The following is a 13,132-nucleotide window of genomic DNA, read 5'->3' as shown; positions in this document are numbered from 1 at the left end:
AAAAAAAGCAGACCCTGAGGTCTGCTTTTTTTATATATAAACAGAAGGAAATACCCTTATGGATACCTCCCTCCGGATTGCACGATTCTGCACAAGGCAGATTCTTACATAATTTCTCCCATTTTCTTGAAGAAATTCCATCTATGTTTTGCATCGGCTTCTGCTTCGGCGTAGAGTGCCTCGGCTTCGTCGGGTGCAGTTTTAAGCAGCGCGGTGTAACGTCTTTCACTGCGGATAAAGTCCTGATAGCTTTCTGTGGGTTCTTTACAGTCCCAGGTAAACTTCTTTCCCTCTTCCAAAGTGGGATTGTAGCGGTACAGAGGCCAGTAACCACAATCAACAGCTCTTTTTTCTTCAAGCTGAGTTTTAGACATATCGATACCGTGAGCGATACAGGGAGCGTAGGCAAAAATGATAGAAGGTCCATCGTATGCTTCAGCTTCCATTATAGCTTTCTGAGCGTGGGCTCTATTGGCACCAAGAGCGATGGATGCAACGTATACATAACCATAACTCATGGCCATGATGTTCAAGTTCTTTTTACCCAGTCTCATTCCGGCGTTGGCAAACTTGGCAACAGCCGCGATGGGAGTAGCTTTAGAAGCCTGTCCACCAGTGTTGGAGTATACCTCGGTATCAACAACCAGGATGTTTACATTTTTACCAGCTGCCATTACATGGTCAACTCCACCAAATCCGATGTCGTAAGCCCAACCGTCACCACCGATGATCCATATAGATTTATCTATAAAGTAGTCCTGCAGTTCAACAATTTTCGCCATAGTTTCGTCACCGGAAGTATCAGACGGCAGAAGCGCTTTAACGGCGTCCTGTGCGTCCATGGCTTTCTGGGATTTATCATCCCACAGTTCAAGAGAAGCTTTCAGAGCTGAAGTCAGTTCAGGAGTAGTTCCTGCAGTCAGCAGATCATTGACTTTTCTTTTCAGCAGGGTTCTGTTGGAGTCAACACCCAGTCTCATTCCGAAACCGTATTCAGCGTTGTCTTCAAAGAGTGAGTTACCCCAGGCGGGTCCTCTTCCAGCTTCATTTTTACAGTAGGGGATTGTGGGGAAGGTTCCACCGTAGATGGAAGAACAACCTGTAGCATTGGCTGCCAGCATGTTATCACCACAAATCTGAGTTACCAGCTTAACATAGGGTGTTTCACCACAACCGGCACAAGCTCCGGAGAATTCGAACAGAGGTCTTCTGAACTGCATTCCCTTAACATTCTCTTCGGAAGATCCGTCCAGAACACCATAGGGGAGGGGTTCGAAGAATTTTTCATTCTCATGTTCACCAAGGGCTCTCTCTTTTTCCAGAGTAGACCATACCAGGGCTTTGCTTTTGGCAGGACAGGTTTCGATACAAACACCGCATCCCTGACAGTCATCGGTATAAACCTGAATCTTGTACTGCAGTTCCATGGTCTTGGAAGCTTTGTATTTAACTGTGTTGAAAGTTTCAGGTGCTGCAGACAGTACCTCGGGTTTGATCTGTTTAGCACGGATCGCTGCGTGAGGACAGGACTGTACACACTGGTTACACTGGATACAGTTGTCAGATTCCCAATGAGGAACTCTGGGGGCAACACCACGTTTTTCAAGTTTGGAGGTTCCTGTGGGGAGTACACCGTCGAAACTCATGTGAGATACGGGGATGTCATCACCTTTCTGGTGCATTATTTTTTCAATAATATTTTTAGTGAAATCATCAGAATCATCGGCTACCAGTCTGGCAGGTTTAAAAGATTTTGTGATAGATGCAGGAACTTTTACTTCAATCAAAGCCTCTCCGGCTTTGTCGACTGCATTCCAGTTCATCTTGACGATGTCTTCACCCTTTCTGCTGAAGGTCTTTTTAATTGCACCCTTCATCAGTTCAATGGCCTGTGCTTCAGGAAGTACTCCTGAAATCTTAAAGAAAGCAGCCTGGAGTACAGTGTTTGTTCTGTTTCCCAGACCTACTTCTTCTGAAATCTTTAAGGCATTCATTGCATAGAAGCGAACTTTTCTATCGATGATAATCTGCTGTTCTTCTTCAGTCAGGCTGTTGAAGATTTCATCACTGGGAAGTTCGGTGTTCAGCAGGAATACACCACCTTTTTTGATGGGGCCCAGCATATCGTAACGACCGATGTATGCAGAGTTGGAACAGGCAACAAAGTCTGCTGCGCCAATCAACCAGGGCATATTTACGGATGATTTACCGAATCTCAGGTGAGATGTGGTAACACCACCTGATTTTTTGGAGTCATATGCAAAATAAGCCTGAGCATTCATGTCGGTGTTGTCACCGATAATCTTGATGGAGTTCTTGTTGGCACCTACAGTACCGTCTGAACCCAGACCCCAGAACATTCCGCTGAAGGTGTCTTCAGGAGCAACATTGATCTGCTCTTTTACTTCGATGGAGGTATTGGAAACATCGTCGATGATTCCTACAGTGAAATTATGGAACGCTTTTCCATCCTGGTGATCGAAAATGGCTTTAACATGTGAAGGTGTGAATTCTTTAGAAGACAGACCATAACGTCCGCCGATGATTTCAACATTCTTGCCCTGCATTACAGTTACAACATCTTTGTAAAGAGGTTCGCCCAGTGAGCCGGGTTCTTTTGTTCTGTCCAGAACGGCAATCTTTTTACAGCTTGCAGGAACAGCATCAATAAAAGCCTTGGCAGAGAAAGGTCTGTACAGTCTTACTTTGATAGCACCGACTTTTTCGCCTTTTTTATTCAGATACTGAACAGTCTGATCAACAGTGTCACAGGCAGAACCCATAACAATGAGTACTTTTTCAGCATCTGCAGCACCGACATAATCAAACAGGTGGTACTGACGTCCAACATGTTTAGCCAGTACGTCCATGTATTCCTGAACAATTCCGGGTACGGAAGCGTAGATGTTGTTTGTTGTTTCACGGCCCTGAAAGTATACGTCGGGGTTCTGAGCTGCAACTTTTACAATGGGGCTTTCCGGTCTCATTGCTCTGGCACGGAAACGCTCGATATATTCAGGTTCGATCATCTCTTTGATTGTGTCGTAAGAGATTTCTTCAACTTTCTGAATCTCGTGAGAGGTTCTGAAACCGTCAAAGAAAGCCAGGAAAGGAACCTCTGTTTTCAGAGTCGCCAGATGAGCTACAACTGCCATATCCATTGTTTCCTGGATGGAGGATGCGGCTGTCATGGCAAAACCTGTATTCAGGCAGGACATAACGTCTGAGTGGTCTCCAAAAATTGAGAGAGACTGAGCGGCCAGTGATCTGGCTGATACATGGAAAACTGTCGGAATCATTTCACCGGCAATCTTGTGCATGTTGGGGATCATCAGAAGAAGACCCTGTGAGGCAGTAAAGGTGGTCGTTAATGCACCAGCAGAAAGAGCACCGTGAACGGCCCCGGCTGCACCGGCTTCAGACTGCATTTCCAAGACATCGACTTTTTTGCCGAAGACGTTTTCTCTGCCCTGGCTGGCCCAGGAATCAGAGTACTCACCCATCGGTGTGGAGGGTGTAATTGGGAAAATCGCGGCTACTTCACTGAATGCGTAGGCAACATGTGCTGCTGCGGCATTTCCGTCGATAGTAACCATTTTCTTTTTATTTGACATATGAGAAATTCCTTAAAAAATAGAATAGTTTTGACCTCAATATAATATCGCTTATAGAAAGGTAACGCAATAGTTCACCGGGGTTTTCAAGATAAAATAAGTATTGAATTATCGAATCGTTTGAATGATGAAAATTATGTGAAATTTAGTCCAAATCCGACTCTCTCAGGCATAGATAAGCCGTAGAAACTCCAGTTTTGAGAACTCAAACTGAAGTGTCTTATCTATTTGATCCGACTCGTTTTTATTGTCAAATTCGGGAGCTTCCATCCCTGAAAAAGAATCGAGAATCTGTGTGAAGTCTTTTCTGTAGGACTCCTCTCCATAAGAGCTGTAGAGTTCGGTTTCCTTATCAGACACTGTGATGCTGTAAAGCTTTCTGATTCTTTTAAGTGTAGCTTCATTCATAGCCTTACATTCGCTGATAAACAGAGGACTTTTAAGTTTCTCCAGAAGGCTGCACTGGTCCGGGGGAGACAGGTATGAGAATTCCAGACTGTCCCCTTTTAAATAGTCATGGAGTTCGCCATCTAATTTGCTTTTCAGTTCATGGGGCAGATAGTCTTGAAGATCTGCAAAGCGTTTTTCATATTGTTCTTTTACCTTACTTTTTAAATCCTTATCTGCAGGTACTGATATCTCATTGTAGAAGAGTGCCGGATAGTTTTTCATAAGAGGCAGGAAGCCTTCCATTATATCAAGAGACCTGGCAATGAGAGGTTTTTTCCACAGCAGTGCATTCAGATACATATAGCCGAAGCCTTCCTGTACGGAAGATGAAAAAATAAGATCCGAACTGCTTATCATTTCCTGATAAGAGATGCGGGCTTCATCTGGGAGAGTTCCTGTTCCCCAGAATCCCTGAATCAGTCCCCGGTTAAAAGCATCTTCACATAAGTCAGAGTAGCCTTTTTCCTGTGCCGATACTCCCGGAAGGGTGAGAATCAGATTGACAGGGTCATCCTGAAGGGCTGCCAGGAAACCGCCTTCCAGTACATTCTTTCTTCGTATGCTGCGAACGGGATAGAGCCAGAGAGAACCATCGGGGTCCAGGCGCCCCTCTTTTCCTTTATACTCGTTAAGGGATTTTATTATTCTTTTTTTATCTGCAGGCAGACTGGCTGGATTATCGCCCGCAGGTACAGGATTTTCCAGAAGGTGTATAACTCTTTCATTCATACCTGCCCGTCTCATTATTTTATAATCTCTCACATTGATTACACAGTATCTGAGAGTGGGAGACCGGGGGTAAAGAGATTGGTCAATATGAGTCTTGAGCTCTTTCAGATTGGCATAACGGGCGCATTCCGGATAGTCATGAATCTGATAGATCATCCGTTGAGTACGGTCTTCGGCGATGCTGTTCAATGCCTTGGTGAAGGCCCAGTTTTTTCCAAGATGGTAATTATGGATCAGCCATACAGCTTTGTCGGAAGAGTAGCGTTCCAATAACAGTCTTTTCAGTTTTACTGTATCTGAGCAGCCTGTCCCTGTGCTTAGATAATCCAGTTCAGGCATTATATCAATACCAAGTTCAGTACCCGAACTCTTCAGACTCTCCATATGTGCTTTCATCTTTTCGCTGTTACCGGCTCTTCCAGAGACAACCGTAATGGATTCGATCATATCCATACTGCAAAAACAGCTCAGGGAGTGTTTTATTACATCAGTGACTCCCCCGGGAAGAAGGTGGTGGTGGAAAATAATAAGTCTGATCAGGTTTTTGCTCACAGAGGTCTCCGAAGGCTTGATATTTATTATCATAGAATGGAACGGGTCGGAACGCAAGAATCTCTTGTTATTTAAAGCTGTGTAAAATAGAGAGCTTTGTTGATTATTGGATTTTTTGCCAGTATAATAAAGTTAATCAGCATTTATTTATTCCAGAGTAAAAGATTAAAGGTGGGCAACGTGAAAAAGACCCTTATCATATCTATTTTCTTTGTTTTTCTCATGTCCTGCGGTCCGAAGCAGATGGAACCTGTAACAGTAGCTCCCCAGAAGGAAGTGCCTGTTGCAGAAGAGCCCCGGTCAGCCACTGGTCCTGTGGAAATAAGTGATGATACCCAGGGCCTTGTTGTCTTTCTTTCAGGTGATGTCTTCCTTAATAGAGAGGGGTCGGAAGAATACCTGAATATAGGTGATTCTGTCACTCAGAGTGATGTAATAAAAACAGCTGAGGATGGATACTGTGAAATCCAGCTTGGTGACATTGCCGTTATCCGTATGAATGCCAATTCTATTCTTCAGATTCAGACTCTGATAAAAGGGAGCGAAGGACGCCGGATGGGTGTAGATCTTGAAAGCGGTACCGTTCTCTGCAAGGTGAAGAAACTCCTGGATGATGATTCATTTCAGGTTAAAACAAATACAGTTGTCTGTGGTGTCCGGGGTACTCAGTTCAGCGTCTCTGCAGAACAGGATGCGGATACTCTTCTGGCTGTTAAAGAGGGCGCTGTCGCTGTAACTCCCCGGTCCCTGGATAAGGTCAGTGAGCTGGCTGTTGAAGAGAAGGCCCTGGCTCCTATTGCTGCCAAAATTAAAGAAGTTGCTGTAGTAGTTTCAGCTTCTGAAGAGCTGACTGTTCAGCAGGATACATTCAAGGATACCGAAGAGCTGGCAAAAATCGTGGAAGCCGTAGTTCTGAAAGTTGAAGAGAAGAAGAAAGCTGAAGCTATATTTAAGGAAGAAGAGACAGATTCAGGAAAAGAGGAGCTGGCGATTCTGTTAGAGGAAGTCCGGAATGAAGTAGCAGTTATTCTTGTCTCCCTGGAAGCAGATCCTGAAGCAGTGGCTCCCGGGCTGCTGGATATAAAGGAGATCTCCCAAGAAGCCGCAGAAGTTCTAAAGACTACGGATACCATGGAAGTCATAGCTATTCCCGTTGCAGCGGCTGTTGAAAAAGAGAAGGTTCCTGTTCTGTACAGGATCAGGATCTCTGCATCTCCGGCTGAAGCTCTGATTACTCAGAACGGTAATGTCCTGAGCAGCGGAACGTTTGAAAAGCTGTATACCCAAGGTAGTGAACTCAATATGGAAGTCAGTCTTGAGGGATATGAGAGTCAGCCTCTGAATATGATTGTTGATGAAATGAATTCTGGTGATTTTTCAATTATTCTGGAAGAAATAGCTGAGGAAGAAATAGCTGAGGAAGAACCTGTTGCCCAGGCCGAGGTGGAACCTGTGTTGACTGCAGCTCCTGTTGAAGCACCTGCGGGGGCCGCCATTCTCAATGTCACGGTTTCTGTAAAACCCGGCGATGCTGAACTGAAGATAAACGGCAGCCCTGTTTCCGGTTCATGGAAGAGCGAAGAAACAGAGGGAACGGTTATTATGGTTGAAGCCTCACGCAGAGGTTATGAATCAGTGAAGAAACAGCTGACCCTGGATGCCTCCACTGTAAATCATGTAATTCGTCTTGCTCCCAAACCAATTGAAGCCAGTTCCAATCTGGGAATCAGTTCTCCTGTGGGAGTTCTTCTCAATAAGGGTAATCTCTACCTGACAGCAGATTCCAAAGGCGTACTCACAGCCTTTGACCTTAACGGCAAAGTCCTGTGGAAGTACAGCAGTGCCAACTCTCCCAATGCTAATTCATCTCCCGTTGAACATCAGGGTAAAGTCTATTTCTCCGGGGGATCAGAACTGGTTGTTCTTAACAGAGATACCGGTGCAGTTATTAATAATGTAAGCCTCCCGGAAGAACGGTCCCATATATATGGACGCAGAGTTGTTCCGGCAGGGGATCATCTCTATCTGCCGGCCAATGGAGAATTGGTCCTTATTGATTCGGATGGAGGCGATATCAGTTCTATTCCTATAGGAAGCGGTTCCAGTATGTCTCCTGCAATATGGGCGGGTAAGGCTGTAATTGCCGATAAGAAGGGTGCTCTTCTGGTAATTGATCCCTCTGACGGATCAGTGCTTTCATCCGTACCCACATCCGCAGTGCAGGCTGTGGCCCAGTCTCCCGCAATATTCGGAGACAAGGCTGTTTTCTGCAGCAGAAAGGGAATTGTTGCCGCGGTAGATCTGAACAACGGAACTGTTCTCTGGGAAAGAGAGCTGGGAAGAACTGTGTTTGCGGATGTTATTGTCAGTGATGAGGGTTGCTATGTCTACTCAACCAAGAAGGAAGTCTTTGCACTTTCCTGGATATCCGGTGAGGATCTTTTTGCTCCGCTGAAGGATATTACCTCGGTTCCGGGATATGACAGAGGTCAGCTTGTGGTTACCGATAAAGCAGGCAGTCTTAAACTGATCAATGCCGGCAGCGGTGCCGTAGTGAGACAGATGAACCTGAAAGATTCATTTACTGCCAGACCCATAGTCCGGGACGGCATCATTGTTGGTGTCGGTTCAGGCGGACAGTTTTACAGAATCAATATGGAAGGGATGGTAAAATAAATGATACAGCCTTTCAGGATTTCTTATCCTGATGGGCGTATCTGTTTTTAAGTACATACTCGACTGGTCTGTTATACACCAGACTGTCTGCGGCTATGGATGATGTAATCCACAGGTTTCCCCCGATTACAGTATTGCTCCCTATTATGGTACCTCCCCCCAGAATTGTAGCCCCCGAATAAATCGTGACATTATCTTCCAGAGTGGGATGACGTTTTACATTGGCCTCTTCTTTTTTTACACTGAGAGCTCCCAGGGTCACTCCCTGGTATACTTTACAGTTCTTTCCAATACAGGTGGTCTCGCCGATTACAACACCGGTTCCGTGGTCAATGAAAAAAGACTCATCAATTGAAGCCCCGGGATGTATATCGATACCGGTCTTTCTGTGTATGTGTTCATTCATCATTCTTGGAATCAGGGGAACATCCATAAGGTAGAGTTCATGGGCCATACGGTGAACTGTAATGGCTTCCAGTCCGGGGTAGGAGAGTATCACTTCTTCACGGCTTTTTGCCGCCGGGTCGCCTTCAAGAGCAGCATTTACATCTTTGACAGCCATCTCCCGGATGGTCGGAAGTTTGCTAAGAAACTTAAATGCCAGCTCGGAAGCTTCGGAATCATGGGAGCCGCTCTCACTCTCTTCTGTACAGGGATTGTTCCGGCAGTTGAGACTTTTTCCGATTTCACAGATCAGATGCTGACCCGCTTTTAATAATTTCCCGCCAATATTAAAGGAGAGATATTCTTCTTCCAGAACTTCATGCTCCTGAAAACCTGGAAATATGATGGATTCGAGTATTGTAATTAAATCTATAATGCTTTGTCGGGATGGAAGGTTGGGACCGTTTAAGTGGTTGATCCCTTCCTTTGCTCTGAAAGTATTTATAATATCGCGGCTGATACGTTCTATTTCTCTAATCATGGTTTAATCCTTGGCTAAACCATAGAATTCAGTTTATCAAAAGTCAAGCTTTGGGTATGATAGGGCCATGAAGGATATTCTGGAGTCATTTAAACTCAGACAAAATGAACAGGCATGGTTTGATCGCTCAGAGGATAAGCTTGTCTTCAAGTCCAACCCCTATTATCTACAGCTTGCCTCCGGTTCAGAGGCTCTCAGGCGGCAGCTTATTCCCAGCGAGGCAGAGCTGGAGTATCTGGATTACGAGAGTTCTGATCCTCTGGCCGAAGAGATGCATTCCCCTCTGCCAAGAATGGTACATCGCTACAGGAATCGAATTGCCCTGCTCCTTACGGATAACTGCGCCATTCACTGCCGTCACTGTTTCAGACGTTCCTTCACAGGGACCGGGAATCATAACCTCAGCCTTGATGAATGTGATGATGTAATTACATATCTTAATAATCATCCTGAAATAAAGGAGGTCCTTCTTACAGGAGGCGATCCTCTTACTCTGCCTGAAGCCCATCTGGAGAAGATCCTCCGGCGATTCCGGTCTGATGCTTCGGATAAAAATCTTATTCTGCGGATGGCTACCCGTCTTCCTGCGGTTCTTCCCAGCCGGATAACTCCCGGGATACTCAGGATATTGAGTGATAATACACCCCTTTGGATGGTGATACAGTTTAATCATCCCCATGAGCTGACCTCAGAGAGCCGTCAGGCCCTGAAGATGATCAGGGAGGCAGGAATACCTATGGTGAATCAGTCTGTACTGCTGAGGGGCGTCAATGATGACTCCCAGACTCTTGCTGATCTTTTTCAGGGGCTTCTGGCCGAAGGGGTCAAACCCTATTACCTGTTTCAGGGAGATCTCGCCCGGGGTACATCACATTTCAGAGTTCCTCTGGAAAGGGGCTGGCAGATAATGGATGAGCTCAGACTGAAGGTCTCAGGCCTTGCTATGCCCACTTATGCCGTTGATCTTCCGGGAGGAGGAGGGAAAATCCCCCTGACCCGGAGTCTTCTTCTCAGAAAAACTGATAATGCCTATGTCTTTGAAAACTGCGAAGCAGACGGCAGGGAATATGAATATCCCAGGGAGAAATAATGAAAGATAAGAAGCTTCTTTGGAAAGATACAGGACTGGTAAAGGAAGTCTGGAAGGGACCTATCTTTTCCATAGACAAGGTTCACAGGGAATCTCCAGACGGGAGTGAACACCCCATGATTGTCTGTAAGGCTCCAAACTGGGTAACCGTAATTCCCGAACTTCCGCCTGAAGCCGGAAAAGAGGATGTCACCTTTCTTCTGGTCCGGCAGTTTCGTCACGGCAGCGGGGCCCTTTCATGTGAGTTTCCAGCGGGAGTTGTTGATCCCGGTGAAGGCTCTCTTGAGGCTGCTGTCAGGGAATTGAGAGAGGAAACCGGCTTTACAGCAGATGAAATGATCGAGATCGGGACAATCAATCCGAATCCTGCCTTTATGGACAATGTATCGACTACTTATCTGGCCAGGGGCCTGAGAAAGACCCATGATCTGGATCTGGATGAAAATGAATATCTTGAACGGCAGGAGGAGAGCTTTTCTCATATCCTGGAGAATATGGGGACCGGAGAGTATAACAGTGCCATTATGGTGCAGTGCTGGTACTGGTATCTGAAATATATAAAACAGATTTAATCTCTTTTTTTTCTTATCTCTTTTAAATTCAGAATACGGGGCTCTTTTTCAGCCTTGAGCCTGGATTCCGCCATTATGTCTTCGGGTATCAGTTTGATAGAGAGTTTAAGAAGAAGGGGTATCATAATCAGGTCATCCAGATATCCAAGAACAGGTATAAAATCCGGTATCAGATCTATCGGACTGAGAGCCAGGAATAAGGTGATAAAAATGACAGCCTTGGGGAGCATTCCTGTTCCCGGATTTCTGTAAGCATAGTATAGAGCCGTAATATTCTGTTTAAGCAGTTTTGCCTTGGACTTTGCCTTCTCTAGAAAACTCACCCTATTGAATCCAGGCAGAAGAGAATAATTGCCTTCTGTACCTTCAAAAGATTTTTCTTGAACTCATATCCGACGAAAAATGGAGAATCAATTACTTCAGCTGAAACCTCTTCTCCTCTGGAAAATGGAGGACAGGGATTTAAGAGTGCACCGGGACGGGCCATAGCCATTCTTTCTTCTGTGATCTGATATGAGGCAATATAGTCCTCGTTTCTGAATTTTTCGGGCAGTGAATCGCATAAGATTATATCAGAAGAGGGGAGTGCTTCTTCCAGGTTCCGGGGAGGCTTTATCTGTGTCAGATTAAGATTCAGAAGCTCTGCGGCGTTCTTCCATGAAGTACAGATATTCCCGTCGTCACCTACAAAAATGTAATTGAGATCAAGGTATTCCGGTCTGATCTCAGACAGTGAGAACAGATCTGAGATAATTTCACAGGGATGATTTTCTCTGCTCATGGCATTGATCACCGGAATCCCGCAGTTTTTTGCAAGGTTCTGAATCACTTCTATATCCGGATGACGAAGGATAACAGCATCTACCCAGTTTTCTATATAAGCGGCTACATCCTTTATAGACTCTCTCTTATCCAGTGAGGAGGGTGGAAACATAATCACTTCTCCCCCCAGCTGCCTGACTGCCATTTCAAAAGTTATGCGGGTACGGATACTGGATTCGGGAAAAAACAGCAGGATAGTTTTCCCCTTCAGAGGCTGTAAATTTTCCTGACTGTCCATCTCTCTGCTTAATGTGAAAATCGAATCTAACTCTTCAGGACTCAGATCGGATATTGATAGTAAATTCATGCTGCTTCAGCCCTTCTAATTGTATTAAACAAGATTCAGTTCAGATCTTGTTTTCAGAACACCTTTAATTACGTTTTCTCTTCTTTTTTCTGTATGATCCGGATCATTCCCTTCGTATATCCAATCCATCTCATTTATATAAAACTCGGCCTTTTCCAGAAGCTCCTCATAGCTGATGATTTCATTTTCTTTTAATTTCATCTTTTCCATTATTCTATGGTCAATATGGTTGTTGAAATCTTCCTTAAGAGAAAAATCAGTTCTGTGGCTGATTGTATCAATACAGTGACCGTCTTCCGACTTGCTGCAGTCTTTACAGACATCGTCATTTGATATAACAAGTCTGATTTTATCCAGTTTATTGGAGTATATTTTTTCTGCTATCAGATGATAGGAATGTCCGTAATCGTGAGGGTTTATCTCTTTCTTGGCTCCGTAATCTCTGAGCATGTCAAAAAAATGGTGTATTCTCAGTTCCTGCATATCAACTTATCCTTTTACCTTTTTATCATCTGATAACGGTTTAATGCGGATCATTTTTTTTAACAGGTTTACCGGAAATTTATCCATCCTGTATAAAATTACGAATGCAAGTAAACCCTGAATTATCCCAAGACAGAAAAATAAAATATGAAGTCCTCCGACAGCCTGCAGAAAATAACATTGAATCAATATCCACAGGATCAGTATTACTCCCATTATACCGCTTGCTGCTCCATGGTAACTGGTTTTCTTTATTGTAAGGATAGAAACTGCAATGTTCCCGAAACCAAGAATTATAAGTAGAAACAGTCCCGGAATCATGTAGTTCTCAAAGGGACTTGATTTCAGCATTTCAACAGGCATTCCCAGGGGTGATTCAGGATCAGTTACAGCGGCAATACCTCCTGCGGAAGCTCCTGTCCCTATAAAAATATGTAAGCCTATAATCCATCTGTACAGTCTCTTCATTTAAATCTCCAACATATATGAACGGAATTTTTCTTCATTGTAATCATTTAAAATACTGTGCTAACATCCCTCATAAGGAGTTTAATATGTCTATATTAAAAAATGAAGAGATGAAAGCTGTTGAAATCAATATGGAAGCAGTAAAAAATGTACTTAAACAGACTGCTATTACCGGAGCCCAGGGCTGGGACGGCTGGGCAATGCGGATTTTTACACTCAAAAAAGACGGTTTTACACCCTTTCATACCCATGGCTGGCCCCATATCAATTATATTATCAGCGGTTCAGGAACCCTTTTTATAGATGGTGAAGAAAAATCTGTTTCACCCGGTGATACCGCATACGTTAAAGGCGGAGAAGAGCATCAGTTCAAAAATGCCGGTAATGATGATTTTTCCTTTATCTGTATCGTACCCGAAGAAGGCGACAAGTAATCTATTCTAT

At 44.4% G+C, this 13,132-nt stretch carries 11 protein-coding genes; 4 read left to right on the top strand and 7 right to left on the bottom strand.

The window, feature by feature from the left end; all coding sequences use genetic code 11:
- Positions 1 to 104 precede the first annotated feature (104 nt).
- Positions 105 to 3,614: a pyruvate:ferredoxin (flavodoxin) oxidoreductase gene (gene nifJ, locus DV872_RS05020; protein WP_114628763.1), complete on the bottom strand. Its 3,510-nt coding sequence runs from the start codon at positions 3,612 to 3,614 to the stop codon at positions 105 to 107.
- Between the two features lie 165 nt (positions 3,615 to 3,779).
- Positions 3,780 to 5,345 (bottom strand): hypothetical protein, encoded by a 1,566-nt coding sequence (locus DV872_RS05015; protein WP_147283102.1) that lies wholly within the window; start codon positions 5,343 to 5,345, stop codon positions 3,780 to 3,782.
- Between the two features lie 180 nt (positions 5,346 to 5,525).
- Between DV872_RS05015 and DV872_RS05010 the strand changes: the two genes are divergently transcribed.
- The gene (locus DV872_RS05010; protein ID WP_114628761.1) at positions 5,526 to 8,021 is read left to right on the top strand and encodes a PQQ-binding-like beta-propeller repeat protein; all 2,496 of its coding nucleotides are present in this window, start codon (positions 5,526 to 5,528) and stop codon (positions 8,019 to 8,021) included.
- Between the two features lie 13 nt (positions 8,022 to 8,034).
- On the opposite strand, the gene epsC is transcribed toward DV872_RS05010, so the two are convergent.
- Entirely contained in the window at positions 8,035 to 8,946 is a 912-nt protein-coding gene (epsC, locus tag DV872_RS05005; protein ID WP_114628760.1) for a serine O-acetyltransferase EpsC, read from the bottom strand.
- A 67-nt stretch (positions 8,947 to 9,013) separates the two neighbouring features.
- Here epsC and DV872_RS05000 point away from each other — a divergent pair, with 67 nt between their 5' ends.
- The gene (locus tag DV872_RS05000) at positions 9,014 to 10,036 is read left to right on the top strand and encodes a KamA family radical SAM protein (RefSeq protein WP_114628759.1); all 1,023 of its coding nucleotides are present in this window, start codon (positions 9,014 to 9,016) and stop codon (positions 10,034 to 10,036) included.
- Positions 10,036 to 10,608 carry an NUDIX hydrolase gene (locus tag DV872_RS04995; protein ID WP_114628758.1) on the top strand — a complete coding sequence of 191 codons (573 nt, stop codon included), beginning with the start codon at positions 10,036 to 10,038 and terminating at the stop codon, positions 10,606 to 10,608. Before DV872_RS05000 ends, DV872_RS04995 begins: the two co-directional genes overlap by 1 nt.
- Here the strand turns inward: DV872_RS04995 and DV872_RS04990 are convergent.
- The 4 genes from DV872_RS04990 to DV872_RS04975 are packed head-to-tail and all read right to left on the bottom strand — an operon-like array spanning position 10,605 to position 12,688.
- Entirely contained in the window at positions 10,605 to 10,931 is a 327-nt protein-coding gene (locus tag DV872_RS04990; RefSeq protein WP_114628757.1) for a YkvA family protein, read from the bottom strand. The two genes, DV872_RS04995 and DV872_RS04990, sit on opposite strands and share 4 nt — an antisense overlap.
- On the bottom strand, positions 10,928 to 11,737 hold the full coding sequence (locus DV872_RS04985; protein WP_114628756.1) for an ornithine carbamoyltransferase: 810 nt from the start codon (positions 11,735 to 11,737) through the stop codon (positions 10,928 to 10,930). The genes DV872_RS04990 and DV872_RS04985 overlap by 4 nt, the downstream gene beginning before the upstream one ends.
- A 24-nt stretch (positions 11,738 to 11,761) precedes the next feature.
- Positions 11,762 to 12,220 (bottom strand): DUF1284 domain-containing protein, encoded by a 459-nt coding sequence (locus DV872_RS04980; RefSeq protein WP_114628755.1) that lies wholly within the window; start codon positions 12,218 to 12,220, stop codon positions 11,762 to 11,764.
- Positions 12,221 to 12,226: 6 nt separating this feature from the next.
- Positions 12,227 to 12,688 carry a hypothetical protein gene (locus DV872_RS04975; RefSeq protein WP_114628754.1) on the bottom strand — a complete coding sequence of 154 codons (462 nt, stop codon included), beginning with the start codon at positions 12,686 to 12,688 and terminating at the stop codon, positions 12,227 to 12,229.
- A gap of 86 nt (positions 12,689 to 12,774) precedes the next feature.
- Between DV872_RS04975 and DV872_RS04970 the strand changes: the two genes are divergently transcribed.
- Entirely contained in the window at positions 12,775 to 13,122 is a 348-nt protein-coding gene (locus DV872_RS04970; RefSeq protein ID WP_114628753.1) for a cupin domain-containing protein, read from the top strand.
- The last annotated feature ends 10 nt before the right edge of the window (positions 13,123 to 13,132 follow it).

The sequence above is a fragment of the Oceanispirochaeta sp. M1 genome (assembly GCF_003346715.1).
Taxonomy (GTDB): domain Bacteria; phylum Spirochaetota; class Spirochaetia; order DSM-2461; family DSM-2461; genus Oceanispirochaeta.
This window is presented reverse-complemented; position numbering and strand designations above follow the sequence as displayed.